Source organism: Flavihumibacter sp. UBA7668, assembly GCF_002483205.1.
Lineage (GTDB): Bacteria > Bacteroidota > Bacteroidia > Chitinophagales > Chitinophagaceae > Flavihumibacter.
In genome coordinates this window covers 1-14,391 of the sequence record NZ_DLHM01000007.1, presented here as the reverse complement: position 1 = coordinate 14,391, position 14,391 = coordinate 1, and the positions used below count along the sequence as shown (strand labels likewise).

Sequence of the window (14,391 nt, the reverse complement as noted above, 5' to 3'; positions counted from 1 at the left end):
TCCCTGAATAAAGTGAGTTGTTTCGTGTTTTCACTAAATACAGTGAAATAATTATAATGGATTTGTTCTAACGATTTGATTTTCAATTGATTGATTTATTGGCATGTCCTTCGTCTGATAGGAACAAACACCAATAAAAATCAAATTATGAAAGTAGTTGTAATCGGAGGCTCCGGTCTCATTGGAACAAAAGTAGTAGCCATTCTTCGCCAGGCAGGTCATCAGGTAATTGTTGGCTCACCGGCAACCGGCATTAACACCATTACCGGAGAAGGATTGGCAGAAGCCATGAATGAAACCGATATCGTTATTGATCTTGCCAATTCTCCTTCCTTTGAAGACAATGCAGTGCTGGAGTTTTTTCAAACAGCAGGTCGTAATCTGTTGGCGGCTGAAATTAATGCAGGAGTTAAACACCATATTGCCCTTTCCATTGTAGGGGTTGATATCATGCAGAACATTGGTTATATGCGGGCGAAACTGGTTCAGGAGAACCTGATTCAAAAATCCGGTGTTCAGTATTCAATTATTCGAAGCACCCAGTTCATGGAATTTCTTGCAGGCATTGCCAATCAGGCAACGGATGGTACTGAAGTGCATCTTTCCAATGTAAAATTCCAGCCAATTGCTGCCGATGATGTAGCCAATTTTGTTGCGAAATATGCACAGCAGGCACCAATTAATGGAATCGTTGAAATTGCCGGACCAGAGCGTTTTGAAATGTATGAGATCGTTGAAAAATACCTGCAACATTCCGGAGATCCACGTAAAGTTATTTCCAACGGCAGACCGGAATATTTTGGTGGTGAAATAACACATACTGCATTGGTGCCTGCCGGTAAAGCAGAGTTGGGTGCCATCGATTTTGAAAAATGGTGGAACAACCAGGCTAAGAAAATTTAATTAACATGAATCCCTTTTATCATTTACACCTTCCATTTATACATGGGAAAGAACACTCTCCAGACAATTCTGATCATACAGTAGTAATAAAAGATGAATCAAAACATTTTATCAGTGAAGGTGGCGAGTTTCTGGACGATGCCATTCGTATGGCTGATCTGCCCACTGTATATACCGAAGAAAGCGTAGCTCCTGGAAATCCCGATGGATTCTATTAAACTGTCTCAAAAACTTAACATGTTATGAAAAATTATGAATCACTTTCCTGTGCATTGAACGATCTCAAAAAAAAGGGATACGATGCAGATTTCACTACCGAAACGGATTGTCTCTATTGTAGTGATCTGGATATCCGACTCAATCCCGATGAATTCCATGTGGATGAAATAATCCATGTTGAAGGCGGTACTAATCCGAATGACAATTCCCTGATTTATGCCATTTCATCAGCAACAGGTGTGAAAGGTACAATAAAAGATATGGCGCAAAATCCGAAAGCAGCATCCATTCAGAAAGGCGTCAAAAACATGGTACTTGTGCATGGTGCTTTCGCTGATGGATCAAGTTGGGCAAAGATTATTCCAACGCTTCAGGAAAAAGGGTATAATGTAATTGCCGTTCAAAACCCCCTCACTTCATTGGAAGAAGATGTGGCGGCTACCAAACGCGCCATTGCATTAATGGATGGACCAGTATTGCTGGTGGGGCATTCTTATGGAGGTATGGTGATTTCGGAAGCCGGAAAAGATCCAAAAGTAGCCGGACTGCTATACGTATGTGCATTGATACCCAATGAGGGTGAATCTGTTGTGGATGTGGTGCAGAAATTTCCTGCAGCTGCGGGAAGTGCTGAAGGCATTCATTCGCATTTTGCACAGGATCTGCCAAAATCAGAACGGGATGTAATTTATGCCACGCAAACTCCCTGGGCAACAAGGGCAACAACTACCAAAATTGCTTCACCTGCCTGGAAAACCAAACCCTCCTGGTGTATTATCGGCACAAAGGATGAAATGGTAACACCGGAACTCGCAAGAGCAGAAGCGAAGATGATCAATGCAACCGTTTTGGAATTGTCCAGCAGCCATGTACCAATGGTTTCTCAGCCCGCAAAGGTTGCTGCCTTTATAATTGATTCTGCTACCAAACTATAATTTAATCAATCTAAAAATCAACAAAATGAATGAGTTTTTAATCGTGATTCACAGAGACATCACAAGCAAGCATCAACTGCCTTCACCAGATCAAATGAAAGAAGCCTTAAAACCTTACCAGGAATGGATTGCCGGAATAGCAGCTGCTAACAAGCTGGTAGCCCCTCCAAAACGCTGGGATCTCGATGGCAGAGTAATCAGTACTGCGAAAAAAATACATGAAGGTCCCTATGCAGAAGGCATGGTCTCCATCGGTGGTTTATTCCTGATAAAAGCAAACGACTATGAAGAAGCAGTTGAAATAGCAAAAGCCTGTCCCATCATTAAGTACGGCGCCATTGTAGAAGTGCGAATGGCAATACCTGCAGCATAAGTTTTCTGCATCATTTTTCAACTCCATCGTCTATAGGGTAAAAACAGTGATTGCCGCACAATTACTATCTTTGTGCCAGCGCAGTTGTTGTTTATTCAATTCAGAAAAATAAAAGGACTAAATGGAACTCGCTGCAATTTATACCCGGTTCTATCAGGTTTTATTGGGTTTTATTAAATCAAAAGTCAATAACCATCAGGATGCAGAAGATATCCTGCAAAATGTTTTTATAAAAGTAGCTGGAGGTGTGGGTGAACTGAATCGGAAAGAAAAGTTGCAGAGCTGGATCTATACCATCTCACGCAATTCCATCATCGATTATTACCGGGTTATTTCAGGTAAAAAAAGCATTTCCTCTGAGGAAGCTATTGCTGAACATTTTACTGATGAAGAATACATTGATACTACCAAAGGGCTGGATTACTGCCTCCTGAATTTTGTGAAACAGCTGCCGGAAGAATACCGGGATATCATTATTGATGTGGAGTTGAATGGGATAAAGCAGAAAGACCTTGCTGAAAAATATAAGCTGGCCTATCCCTCCGTACGATCACGCGTACAGAGAGGAAGAGAAAAGCTAAAACAAATTCTGCTGGACTGTTGTCATATTCAGTGGGATAACCGGGGAAATATTCTGGAAGTACAATCGAGATCAGCATGCGCCAAAGATGAAGCAGGTAGTTGTAAGAACTAGTGCATCAGTTTTTAGTTTTTCCGTCTATATAAGTGAATTAAAACGAATAAAGATGGAAATCAAAATTTCAGACATCCCGTTGCTTTTAAAAAGCAGGGTTAACCAGGATCAAACAGAAGTTGTCATTTCTTCCTGTTGTGCGATACCAGCTGTACCGGCTGCAACTGCATGTTGCACTCCGCTTAACAATCCGAAGGAAAATCAGGGGGCATGTTGTGAGCAACCGGAGGACGGATTGGCCTGTTGCAATAAAGCCTAAGCTATTTTATCATACCATCTATTTTGTATGCAGCAAAAACTACAAATAGTACTATCAGTATCGAAAAAACCAGCATTGACCAGTACCCCCTCTTTGCAGCTACAATAATTTTATCCGGTTTTTCCGGCAGGTATTTTAGGGAGATGGATTGTTCTCTTTTGTACTTATGCGGACTAGTTACAAAACTGGCTTCATGGTAATGACCGGGAATATTGCTGTTGTACCTGATATGGATACGGCAGGTAGTAGGACCCTTATGGAATTTTTTTGTCCTGATATCAGTTACTATTCCGGTTGTTGAAATACCGTCTTTTCTTATTTTCTCTTCAAGTAAGATGAAACTGATCGTTTTCCAGAGTGGAATACTGCCAATAAGAATAAGTAGGATATACAGAAGTATCATTTATTGAAGAGGTTGTTGATTTCGTTTTTGGTGAGGCGGATCCGGCCTTTATCGCAGGAGAGTTGAATGGTTTTTAATTGAACCAGTCCGGCAGCTTTGTAAACGGTAACCTTTGTATCACCCAGGGTGAATATTTTTATATAGTCTTTGTTGTTCCAGTTTTCTTTTTCGAAAAAAGACATAAGCAGGGAGTACAGGTTTTCCAGTGTATTGCCGCGGCTGCTAAAGCGAATACTGAAAAAACTTTTGAGTTCTTTCCTGTAATCTTCCAAAACAAGGATAAAGGAAGTATCTGAACTATTGGCTTTGTATTCGAGGCTGGCTTTGGGTACCCCAATGGTTTTTACCTGTCCGTATAGGGTCCATTTTTCTTTGCTGACTGTTTCTTCGGTAAGTTGAGCAGTTGCAGAAAATGCAGATGTCAACACGAAGCAGGTAAAGAACAGTGATTTAAGGAATAACTTTTTATTGTATTCCATCATATAGTTTAAATAAATGCTATATAAATATACGGTAATGCGTTAAAATGGTTGAACTATATATTCGTTTTCAGCTAGTTGCAGTGCCTGATTATGTTCATCTTTAGTGTTTTGAACTGCCTGTATTTAAAACCGACGATATGTTTAGATTAATTGCCCTTCTTACTGCCTTAACCTGCTTTTCCGGGACCCTGCCAGCCCAAACATTTACGGCAGGCCAATTGAAGATCAGCCTCAATGATTCCGGAGCTGTTACTGCCCTAAAAACTAATTCGGCCGGTCAGGATTACAGTGTTGCTGAACCCGGTTTATTACTGCAACTGGTGGTGGGCGGTGTGCGGCTGCGGCCCGAAAAAATACGGGTAAGCCGCAACCAGATCCAGCTCAGCTATGCGCAGAAAAAGCAGGCAACCCTGCAGTTAACCCCTAAACCCAATTATCTGCGGCTTGAGCTCACCGCTATCAGTGAAGGGGTGGATGCCGTGGTATGGGGACCTATTAACAACAGTATAGCAGATACCATTGGCAATGCAGTAGGGGTTGTACGCAATAAGAATTTTGCCATTGGCATTCAATGCCTCAATCCAAAAACTACGGGCGGTGAATTAATTAATGAAGAAGGGGCCGTGTTTGATTTGGGTACAACAGCCGTTGCCAAACCCTTCGGATCTTCCTTGCAGGCATTTACCATCAACCGATTAAAAGACCGTACCATAAAAGTCTGGGATCGCTGGCCTAATGTGCCGGTGAAAGGCATTAAGGAAGGCAGTCTTACCGGTTCGGCCATTGCCCTGTTCGGATGCGCCAATGCTGAGGTGTTGCCGGTGATTCAGCAGATTGCGAAAGACAATAAAATGCCGTACACCCTCTGGCAGAATGAGTGGATCAAAACGGCTGCAGAAACCGGCCGACCCTATATGATTACCACCTTCAACGAGAAAAACATAGATACCTTTATTCAGTATGCCGTACGCATGGGACTGGCTGGTGTGTACCACGAAGATCCCTTTGAAACCTGGGGTCATTTCCAATTGAAAAAAGAGTTATTCCCCAATGGCCGTAAAGGTTTTAAAGCCTGTGTGGATAAAGCGCATGCTGCAGGTTTGCGACTGGGTTTCCACACCCTTACTACTTTTCTTACCACAAATGATGCCTACATAACACCGGTGCCGGATAAACGGCTGGCTAAAGCCGGTGGTGCCAGTCTGGCGGCGGCTATTGGTGCCGATGATACCGAACTAACGGTAACCGACAAGGGCAGTTTTACGATGAAGAGTGATTTGAATTGTGTGCAGATTGGTGATGAGCTGATTCGGTTCACTGCTGTATCAGAAACGGCACCTTATGTACTAAGCGGTTGTTTGCGGGGTGCTTTCGGAACCAAAAAAGCCAGCCATGCAGCAGGTGCCATTGCCAATCGATTAATTGATCATCCTTATCAGGTATTGTTCCCCGACTGGGATTTACAAAAAGAAATTGCTTCCAATATTGCAGCATTTATAAATGAAACAGGAGCCGATCAAATGGATTTCGACGGGCACGAAGGTACTTATTCAACTGGCATGGGCGATTTGTCGTTCAATCAGTTTGCGGAAGACGTATTTCGTCAGTCAAAGCATCCGGTGGTGATGGGTTCCAGCCGGGCCAATCATTATTTCTGGCATATGAACAATTACCTTAATTGGGGCGAACCCTGGTATGGTGGATTTAGAGAAAGCCAATCGGATGTGCGCATCAATTACCAGAAATTTCATTCCTCCAACTATATGCCCAATATGCTGGGCTGGTTTCTGATTACGGCTACAACGGGGCCGGATGATATTGACTGGATGCTGGCGCGGGCCGCAGGTTATTCTGCCGGATATGCGCTGGTGATCAGGGAAAATGCACTGGGTAATCCGGCTATGAATGCCATTATTGAAAAAATGAATCAGTGGACCAAGGCACAACGCAGTGGCTTGTTCAGCAGTGCGCAAAAGGAATGGCTGAAGAATCCTGCCAATGAAGCCAGGATTTCCTTCCGGAACAATACCTATTACCTGGAAAAATTCCGGCAAAACATATTTGAGCATCAGGTAAGACAATTGCAGCCGGGTGAGCCATCGCGTATCAGTTGGGATTTTGAGAATCCTTCGCAGGAACAGGCACCCCAGATCCAATTGCTGGTAAAAGGAGAAGAGGGAAAGCTGGAGAAACCGGTAATCGAACTGGATCAGTTATTTCGGTTAGAGCTGCCAGTTACCATCAATGCGGGTGAAAGTTTGGTTATAGGGAAAGATGGCATCGCTACGTTATACAATCGAAAAGGGCAGCAGCTGAAAAAAATTGAACTGAGTAAGCCGTTGCCTGTTTTGAAACCTGGCAACCATAGTCTGGGTTTTGATGGGGGAAGACTGGTTCATACTGAGAGCAGGGTGCTGATAACGCTGACACTCTCAGAAAGAACGGAAGCACTGGCTGCGGGGAATTGAAGAAATAGCAGGAAATTAATTGGTGCCGGAACCCTGTGATTGTTTAATCGATTCCCGCAAACGTTTTCTGTTGGCGGAAGTGGATAACAGGTAATCGGTTTCAACAAGAGCGTTATACTCTTTCATTGAAATGATAACCACTGCTTCTTCGTTTGCATTTCGTGTAACTAGTAAAGTATCTGAAGAGTTTGATACTTCGTCCAGAAACTTTTTCATATTGGATTTCAATTGTGTAATAGAAACTGCTTTCATACTGATAGGTTTAATGTGGTAGAACTAATTTACAAATTTATTTACAGGTAATGGTAAAAACCACCCGCCAATGCGGGTGGTTTTCCTAATTTATGGCATAACAAATTCCTGGGTTCCTGTATTTTCAGGAATGTCTTTGGCGATAGCTCGGATGATGGAGCCGCTAAGGCTGGCATTCTCACGAACTGTGCTGTAAATCCACTTGTTGCGGTTGATGGGGTTCAGGATCGCGAGGCCTTCTTCCAACAATTCACCTGCAGCAGAAAGAATGCTGACACGTACAGAAGCAACTCTGAAATCATCTTTGGCCGTAACAACAATGGGTGAGCCGGTGAGTCCGGTATAAGCTGATACGTCTATCAGTTTAACTTCGGGCGCCTTAATAAAATCGCGGAAGGCGATATTGTAGGCGGTTTGTCCGGCAGCTTTTTTTTGTTGGTAGGCCGCTTTAAGTTCGGGGTTGGTAATAGCGCCCTTTGCGAAGAGGGAGGCTTCACCAAACAGTTCGCGCACACGTACTTGTTCTTCGGTAGCTACTGTGTTTGGATTAATGGTGGGCAGAGATGTTATAAAGGTTTTTTTACCTCTGGTTTTGTAAACAAACTGATCACCTACTTTTCCTTTTGCTCCTTTTACGAGCAGGTTTTTTGAAATATTGGACATAAAATATTCGGTTTTAAAAATGTAAAAAAATTGTTTGATTCATCTTTGGAAGGAAGTGGATTGGGGGTGCATCTCCCGCTCCACTTATGCACCGCTTCTTCAGATGAGTTTGTAAAATCTTGCGCAATTTTTTACAACACAACAATACAACCTGAGACAGGGCATTTCCAAAAAAAAGGAACGAACGGACGCTTTTAGGAACGAATCGACGTTTTTGGGAATGAAATGACATTCTCCTGCGCTTACTACCGGGATCCATGTACCATCCATGTACCAAAACAGCTTAATCCATGCATTATTCAGCTGAGCTTCAATTGAATAGTAGTTTCACAGCACCTGTTTGGTACATGGATGGCACATGATTTACGCGGTAACGGTACATGGATTAGACATAGATAAAGCAAGGATTAAACAACATCAGCTATCTAAAAAACAGATAAATTTGCTTTATGAGAGTATATCCGCAAATAAATAACAGCCTGTTGGGAGATGCAGCCGCTTCTGCCGGGGCAGACTTGTGGATTAAATTTCCTCAATTGCAGGATTGGATTGAGGGTGCAAAAAAGCCGACCGTCAACCAATTAGCAGATTTTGCAAAGGCTGTGCATATTCCATTTGGCTTTTTCTTTTTGGAAAGCCTTCCTCCAACTAAAAATACAATTCCGCTGTTCAGAACAAATAGTAAAACAGCTCATTTCGATTATAGCTATGAGTTAAGTGAAACTATCAATACTATACAAAAAAGGCAGGACTGGCTGGTAGATTATTTACGAAGTGAACAACAGGATGAGCTGGCATTTGTAGGAAGGTTTAATGAAAAACATCATTATGTAGAAATTGCTGGCGATATTAGGAAGGAGCTGAAGTTGCCAAATAATTGGTCTCAATTTCTTCCGGACAAAGACGCTGCATTAAAACATCTTATAAAGCAGGCTGAAGATGCCGGTATTTATGTGGCAATAAATGGTGTATTAGGTAATTCCAGTAAGAATCTGAATCCGGAAGAGTTCAAGGGATTTGTATTAAGTAATAAATGGGCACCCTATATTTTTATTAATGGTAAAGATTATCCGGCAGCTAAAATTTTTACGTTCATGCATGAGTTGGTGCATATTTGGTTGGACAAATCTGCCGCTCTGGATATAGAAAAATTTCAGCCGGCTAACACTGAAATAGAACGCTTGTGCGATGCAGCTGCAGCAGAACTATTGGTTCCAAAAGACATACTTGTTGCAGAATGGCGCAAGGTTGAAAAGCAATCAAATCACCTCGACTATCTGGAACGTTTTTTTAAAGTAAGCAAAGTTGTAATTGCGCGCAGACTTAATGATTTGGGTTTTTATACCAAAGCACGTTTTTTTAGTTTTTACAACGACTACAAAGCTTTCTGGGATAATAAAAATGAGAATGGGGATACCAAAGGAGGTAGTTTTTATGCTAATCAACCATATAGGGTAGGGATTAAATTTTTTGAAACAGTTAATGCCGCCGCTGCTTCTGGAAAACTATTATATACGGATGCCTACAAGCTTACCAATTTGTATGGCACTACCTTTAGTAATTTCAAAAGCCATTTGGAAAATTAATGGCTGGCCAGTTGTTCATAATTGATACCAGTTGTTTGATACAAGCCCATAGGATTTATTATCCCTTTGATATTGCACCAAGTTTTTGGGACTTTATGAAGCTTCATTTTTCCAGAGGTACATTTATTCTAACAAATAAGGTGGAGGATGAAATTGGAAAAGGAAAAGATGAACTGGCAAATTGGATCCACGCTCAACTGCCTGCCTCAATAGCAGTTGATTGCCATGCTGATACCAATATAATGGCTCATTATGGTAATATTATGGTGTGGGGAAATAATCATCCGCAATATGCACCCTTGGCAAAACGAACATTTTCTGATTTTGAGAATGCGGACCCCTTCATTGTTGCCACTGCAATACAAAAATCTGCTATTGTAATCAGTCAGGAAATATCAGCGCCTACCTCGCAAAAAGCAATTAAACTACCGGATGTATGTAGTAATTTTAATGTTACCCATAATGATACTTTTGCATTATTAAGAAGGTTTGGATTTACGATGTGAAACCAGCTAATCAACTTAAATGAGGATCTCACTAGAGAATTCTTAACACCATTCTCTTTTGTTGGCCTAAACTTCAGATAATTAGTATTTCCACCACTACAGGTAAGCGCAATGATTTTAGATCTGTCGATTATTCGTAACTATTGATAAACCTGATAAATTTGAAGCAAATAATTCATTTCTTCACTCCTTAATTGTCTGATTGTAGGTCAGTTCGGATCTTCGCATAAGCATGAATGAGAAAGGTAAAATTGGTAAACTTTTCATCCGGAATCTCTACAAATTTGGAATGCCACCCAAATACTTTAAGTTAGCCAGCTTACGGTTTCCCGTAATGCAGATAAGATAAAATTTGTTAGCTTTCAAGAGACTAAAGTACTGGTTGAAATCAATTACTCCTTGGCCATTTTTGACTATATACAGAAACATGGCTTTAAGGTGCTACATTTCAATTGAAAGCAAATCTCAGTGCATTTTATTATATTGTAAAGTGTAGAACTAAAGGTTTCGGTAAATCATCGTAGGAAGATGTAATAGATCCTGTTTGGACCTACCATTCTGGAATCTGCAGCTTATATATTTTGAATCGTAAAAAAAACTCCACCGAGGCGGAGCTGAGAAAATTCTTCGGCTTATAGCCTTATTGTGAATTGTCTTTCGAAATAAAGCTAAGAATAAAATCGTAAAAAAAGCCATATGAGTAAAATTTTGGGACTTGATCTGGGTACGAACAGCATCGGTTGGTCAATTAGAAATACACAACTTTCTGGTAATCAAATAGAAAAAGTGGGTGTGATAACATTCAATAAAGGTGTGGGCAATAGTAAAACCGGTGAATACTCCTATGCAGCAGAGCGAACTAAAAAAAAATCAGCCAGGCGGTTGTATCAGGCACGCAAATATCGAATATGGGCAACACTCGAAGTTCTAATCAATGAGGGGTTTTGCCCGCTCTCTATTGAAAGTTTGAATAAATGGCGGCATTATGATAAAAATGAAGCTTCCAGAAACAGTAATAGTGGGCGCATTTACCCGGTAAATGATATTGCCTTCGAACAATGGGTAAAGCTTGATTTTGATGGTGATGGTGTAAATGATTATAAAAGCCCGTACCAGCTGCGAAGGGAACTTGTAACAGATATACATGATTTCGGCCAGGCTGTCAATCGATACAAGTTGGGCCGAGCCCTGTACCATATTGCTCAACGTAGGGGATTTAAAAGCAGCAGAAAGGGCAGCGACGACGTGAAGGAAAACAATGAAAGTGCTGATGTTGATCTTCAGTACTCCGAAAAGAAAAAAAATAAAACGATACTGGAGCTGCAGGAAAGGTACCCTTCAGCAACTACTATAGGGGCTCTATTTGCATATTTAGAAGATGACGGAGTTCGGATTCGAGAGGATATGATGCAATTTGTAATTAGGGAAAATTACAAAGAGGAAATTTATAAAATCTTCCAGTTTCAGGGAATTTCAGAGGATTCCAATCTATTCAAATCTTTGGTTGAATCAGCACCCAATAGAAATGACGGAAAAATATTTTATAAACGACCTTTACGTTCCCAAAAAGGCCTAGTTGGTTTTTGTACACTAGAGCAAGAAACACGCATCGATCCAAAATCTCAGAAACCCATACAGGTAGGTAAATTCAGAGTTCCAATAAGTCATCCAAGTTTCGAGTTATTCCGAGCCTGGCAGTTTATGAATAGTATTAAGTATTTTGATGAAACATCCGGCATCAAAAGGCCATTGGATTTAGAACTGAAAAAAGAAATTATTTCTGAGAAATTTTTCAGAAAATCCAAGGCATATTTTTCTTTTTTTGAAATAGAAGAATTTATTCAAAAAAAAGGATATCAATGGAAGTTAAATTATAAATCAAAACACACGGTAACCGCGTGCCCTGTTTCAGCTAGATTGAAAGATATTTTTGGGCAGAACTTTTTGGAAACACGAATACCAAAAGTTGCATCTCCTAATAAGAAGAAGGACTATTATGATATTTATGACATTTGGCATGTTTTATTTTCATTTGACGACCAGGAGTTTGTTTTTGATTTTGCATTAAATAAACTGAAGTTGAATAAGGAGCAGGCTAAACAATTTGTATACGCCTGGAATGCCATGCCTGTAGGATATGGCATGTTAAGTCTTAATGCCGTTAATAAAATAAATAAATTCCTTTTTAAGGGTCTAATCTATTCGGAAGCTGTATTGTTGGCGAATATTCCGTCTATAGTTGGGGTCGACAAGTGGGAAAAAAATGAGGAATACATCTTAGAGCATATTGACGATTTGGTATCGGAAAACCGGTTCCAGAAAAACATTGTGATGATTGTTAATAACCTTATTTCAAAGTACAAAAACTTAGATCAAAAATTTGGTTATAAAAATGAAGACTATCAGCTTGACGAAAGGGATTTACAAGAGGTTTCCGAAGCAGTGTTAGAAAGCATCGGATCTAAAAATTGGAATGTATTGTCAAGGCCAGAACAAGATATTACTTTAAATTCGGTAAAAGACTGTTATCAATACTTTTTTAGATCAAAGGGTTTGAATCGCCAGGATATCAACGGTGAAAGATATCTTGTAGTTGAAACAAATGGGAGAAAATTCTATAAGTCTGATGCGGGGTATTATCGACAACCAAAATTGAAGGATGAGCTTGCTAATTTTGCAAGTAAGCAACTTAATGTACCAGCTGATAAATTAAGAAAAATTTATCATCCGTCTGATATAAGTGTATATCCACCGGCGATGCCAGATGAGAATGGAGTCATTAAAATGGGCAGCCCCAAAACTGGGTCATTTAAGAATCCAATGGCTATGCGTACACTACATGAATTGAGGAAACTACTTAATTTTTTGATCAAAACCGGGCAGATTGATTCGGAAACAAGAGTAGTTGTTGAAGTTGCGAGACAATTGAACGATTCCAATAAAAGATGGGCTATTGAAACCTGGCAGCGTCACAGGGAAGCAGAGAATGCTGAATTTGCAGGAGCAATTGAGGAATTAATAAAGCAAGAAAATGTATCTGCAGATAATAGAAGCGATACGGATATCGATAAGATGAGATTATGGTATGAACAAAACAAAGAGGAATCGGTTCCGGAAATGTCAGAATCCAAAAAAGAAGTTAAAGGAATTAGGTGGTCAGAAAATCGAAGAAAGTCTTATAAAGAAATTATTGGGAAAAAATTAATGATTGAAAAATATAGATTATGGAAAGAACAGAAATGTATCTGTATCTATACAAGTCGAGCCATTGGAATTTCGGATTTATTCAATTCCAACGTAGTAGATGTAGAGCATACAATTCCAAGAAGCCTATCGTTTGATGATTCGTTGGCAAATAAAACTGTTGCTTACATGGATTTTAATAGGACGGAAAAGAAGAATTTGATCCCGTCGAAACTTCATCCAGATATTTATCAAATGGTGTTAAATAATATTAAGCCATGGGAGGAGAAGGTTGAACGAATTGTTCAGCAGATTGACTTCTGGAAAATGAAGGCAAAAAAAGCGGCAGACAAGGAGTGGAAAGATGATGCAATAAAACAAAAGCATCTGTGGCAAATGGAATTTGATTATTGGAATAATAAAATCGCTCGCTTTAGAATGGAAATGGTTCCTTCAGGGTTTAAAAATAGTCAATTGGTAGATACTCAATTAATTTCAAAATATGCTTTTCACTATTTAAAAACATATTTTGAAAAAGTGGATGTACAGAAAGGTGAGACTACTTCAAAATTTAGAAAAATATTTCAAATACAACCGAAAGATGAATTAAAGGATAGGAGCAAACATTCGCATCATGCAGAGGATGCTACTGTTCTTACGCTAATTCCTCAAGCGGGAAAGCGGGATGAAATTCTTAAAGGCTATTATGAGAGTCTTGAAAATAGATTAAAATTTGAACCTATTAAGCCATATCCTTCATTCAATCCTCAGGCAATACGAGATATCGATAAGACACTTCTTGTCAATAGCCTTAATAATATCCAGTTTCTTTCTAATGCAAAACGGGTTGTCAGAAAACGTGGAAAAGTTCAATATTTACCAGGATCTGATTCAGTAATGATTGCAACAGGCGATTGTATTAGGGGCCAATTGCATCAGGAAACTTTCTACGGTGCAATAAAACCGGCTAAAATTGATGGTGAAGGAAAAATGGTAAGAGACTCAGAGGGTAATATTGTGCAGGAGGATAAATTGAAATTTACTTTAAGAGTGCCATTTCTGTATAAGTCGAAACCAGAGGGTTCCGGTTTTAAAACATGGGAAGAAATTGAAAAACTTGTTGTCGATGAAGGACTTAAAAAACAAATAAAACAACAAATAGATAAGGCAGGTGGATTGAAGGAGGCGTTTGAATTGGGTTTTTATATGCTGGATGCAAATGGTGAAAAAATTGGTAAAAATAGGATTCGGCATGTACGCACATGGGCTAATATTTCAGAACCATTGCAAGTAAAGAAGCACACGTATTTATCTTCTAAAGACTATAAGCAGTTTTATTACGCCGCTAATGCGTAAACATTCATCCAACCACGTATATGCAGTAGCTTTTTAATTACTCACTAAACGTGGTTTCCATTGATCAGGTAACAGACTTCTCAACTCACTTGTTTTTGTCATCGGCATG

At 39.9% G+C, this 14,391-nt stretch carries 14 protein-coding genes; 10 read left to right on the top strand and 4 right to left on the bottom strand.

Translation table 11 applies throughout. The features are described from left to right. The first annotated feature begins 147 nt into the window (after positions 1-147). From B2746_RS17845 to B2746_RS17820, 6 genes are all read left to right on the top strand, one after another. Positions 148-903: an SDR family oxidoreductase gene (locus B2746_RS17845; protein ID WP_290796798.1), complete on the top strand. Its 756-nt coding sequence runs from the start codon at positions 148-150 to the stop codon at positions 901-903. 5 nt (positions 904-908) lie between these two features. After that, positions 909-1,121, top strand: coding sequence for a hypothetical protein (locus B2746_RS17840; RefSeq protein WP_290796795.1), 213 nt, complete (start codon positions 909-911; stop codon positions 1,119-1,121). Between the two features lie 24 nt (positions 1,122-1,145). Continuing rightward, positions 1,146-2,057 (top strand): alpha/beta fold hydrolase, encoded by a 912-nt coding sequence (locus tag B2746_RS17835; RefSeq protein WP_290796792.1) that lies wholly within the window; start codon positions 1,146-1,148, stop codon positions 2,055-2,057. Between the two features lie 25 nt (positions 2,058-2,082). After that, complete coding sequence (locus B2746_RS17830) at positions 2,083-2,430, top strand: YciI family protein (protein ID WP_290796789.1); 348 nt, start codon at positions 2,083-2,085, stop codon at positions 2,428-2,430. A 121-nt stretch (positions 2,431-2,551) separates the two neighbouring features. Continuing rightward, entirely contained in the window at positions 2,552-3,124 is a 573-nt protein-coding gene (gene sigZ, locus B2746_RS17825) for an RNA polymerase sigma factor SigZ (RefSeq protein WP_290796786.1), read from the top strand. Positions 3,125-3,176: 52 nt separating this feature from the next. Then, positions 3,177-3,383 (top strand): hypothetical protein, encoded by a 207-nt coding sequence (locus tag B2746_RS17820; protein ID WP_290796783.1) that lies wholly within the window; start codon positions 3,177-3,179, stop codon positions 3,381-3,383. Between the two features lies 1 nt (position 3,384). Here B2746_RS17820 and B2746_RS17815 read toward each other — a convergent pair whose 3' ends face one another. Together B2746_RS17815 and B2746_RS17810 are read right to left on the bottom strand one after the other, a co-directional pair. Next, positions 3,385-3,786: a DUF3592 domain-containing protein gene (locus B2746_RS17815; protein ID WP_290796780.1), complete on the bottom strand. Its 402-nt coding sequence runs from the start codon at positions 3,784-3,786 to the stop codon at positions 3,385-3,387. After that, positions 3,783-4,268 (bottom strand): hypothetical protein, encoded by a 486-nt coding sequence (locus tag B2746_RS17810; protein WP_290796776.1) that lies wholly within the window; start codon positions 4,266-4,268, stop codon positions 3,783-3,785. Before B2746_RS17810 ends, B2746_RS17815 begins: the two co-directional genes overlap by 4 nt. 137 nt (positions 4,269-4,405) lie before the next feature. On the opposite strand from B2746_RS17810, the gene B2746_RS17805 reads away from it, so the two are divergent. Further along, positions 4,406-6,736: a hypothetical protein gene (locus B2746_RS17805; protein ID WP_290796773.1), complete on the top strand. Its 2,331-nt coding sequence runs from the start codon at positions 4,406-4,408 to the stop codon at positions 6,734-6,736. Between the two features lie 15 nt (positions 6,737-6,751). Here the strand turns inward: B2746_RS17805 and B2746_RS17800 are convergent, their stop codons facing one another. Both B2746_RS17800 and B2746_RS17795 read right to left on the bottom strand, forming a co-directional pair. Further along, a complete protein-coding gene (locus B2746_RS17800; RefSeq protein WP_290796770.1) occupies positions 6,752-6,988 on the bottom strand; it encodes a type II toxin-antitoxin system Phd/YefM family antitoxin in 237 nt (78 codons plus the stop codon). A gap of 90 nt (positions 6,989-7,078) precedes the next feature. After that, positions 7,079-7,651 carry a hypothetical protein gene (locus B2746_RS17795; RefSeq protein WP_290796767.1) on the bottom strand — a complete coding sequence of 191 codons (573 nt, stop codon included), beginning with the start codon at positions 7,649-7,651 and terminating at the stop codon, positions 7,079-7,081. A gap of 449 nt (positions 7,652-8,100) precedes the next feature. Between B2746_RS17795 and B2746_RS17790 the strand changes: the two genes are divergently transcribed. From B2746_RS17790 to cas9, 3 genes are all read left to right on the top strand, one after another. Beyond that, positions 8,101-9,237: an ImmA/IrrE family metallo-endopeptidase gene (locus tag B2746_RS17790; protein ID WP_290796764.1), complete on the top strand. Its 1,137-nt coding sequence runs from the start codon at positions 8,101-8,103 to the stop codon at positions 9,235-9,237. Beyond that, positions 9,237-9,743 carry a DUF4411 family protein gene (locus B2746_RS17785; protein ID WP_290796760.1) on the top strand — a complete coding sequence of 169 codons (507 nt, stop codon included), beginning with the start codon at positions 9,237-9,239 and terminating at the stop codon, positions 9,741-9,743. Before B2746_RS17790 ends, B2746_RS17785 begins: the two co-directional genes overlap by 1 nt. Before the next feature lie 696 nt (positions 9,744-10,439). Next, entirely contained in the window at positions 10,440-14,282 is a 3,843-nt protein-coding gene (gene cas9, locus B2746_RS17780) for a type II CRISPR RNA-guided endonuclease Cas9 (protein WP_290796757.1), read from the top strand. Positions 14,283-14,391: the final 109 nt, after the last annotated feature.

Bases quoted from the DNA above. Each gene is read 5' to 3' on its own strand.
- B2746_RS17845 (WP_290796798.1), top strand. From the start codon at position 148: ATGAAAGTAGTTGTAATCGGAGGCTCCGGTCTCATTGGAACAAAAGTA.
- sigZ (WP_290796786.1), top strand. From the start codon at position 2,552: ATGGAACTCGCTGCAATTTATACCCGGTTCTATCAGGTTTTATTGGGT.
- B2746_RS17795 (WP_290796767.1), bottom strand. From the start codon at position 7,651: ATGTCCAATATTTCAAAAAACCTGCTCGTAAAAGGAGCAAAAGGAAAA.
- B2746_RS17805 (WP_290796773.1), top strand. From the start codon at position 4,406: ATGTTTAGATTAATTGCCCTTCTTACTGCCTTAACCTGCTTTTCCGGG.
- B2746_RS17840 (WP_290796795.1), top strand. From the start codon at position 909: ATGAATCCCTTTTATCATTTACACCTTCCATTTATACATGGGAAAGAA.
- B2746_RS17830 (WP_290796789.1), top strand. From the start codon at position 2,083: ATGAATGAGTTTTTAATCGTGATTCACAGAGACATCACAAGCAAGCAT.
- B2746_RS17835 (WP_290796792.1), top strand. From the start codon at position 1,146: ATGAAAAATTATGAATCACTTTCCTGTGCATTGAACGATCTCAAAAAA.
- B2746_RS17785 (WP_290796760.1), top strand. From the start codon at position 9,237: ATGGCTGGCCAGTTGTTCATAATTGATACCAGTTGTTTGATACAAGCC.
- B2746_RS17800 (WP_290796770.1), bottom strand. From the start codon at position 6,988: ATGAAAGCAGTTTCTATTACACAATTGAAATCCAATATGAAAAAGTTT.
- cas9 (WP_290796757.1), top strand. From the start codon at position 10,440: ATGAGTAAAATTTTGGGACTTGATCTGGGTACGAACAGCATCGGTTGG.
- B2746_RS17810 (WP_290796776.1), bottom strand. From the start codon at position 4,268: ATGATGGAATACAATAAAAAGTTATTCCTTAAATCACTGTTCTTTACC.
- B2746_RS17790 (WP_290796764.1), top strand. From the start codon at position 8,101: ATGAGAGTATATCCGCAAATAAATAACAGCCTGTTGGGAGATGCAGCC.
- B2746_RS17820 (WP_290796783.1), top strand. From the start codon at position 3,177: ATGGAAATCAAAATTTCAGACATCCCGTTGCTTTTAAAAAGCAGGGTT.
- B2746_RS17815 (WP_290796780.1), bottom strand. From the start codon at position 3,786: ATGATACTTCTGTATATCCTACTTATTCTTATTGGCAGTATTCCACTC.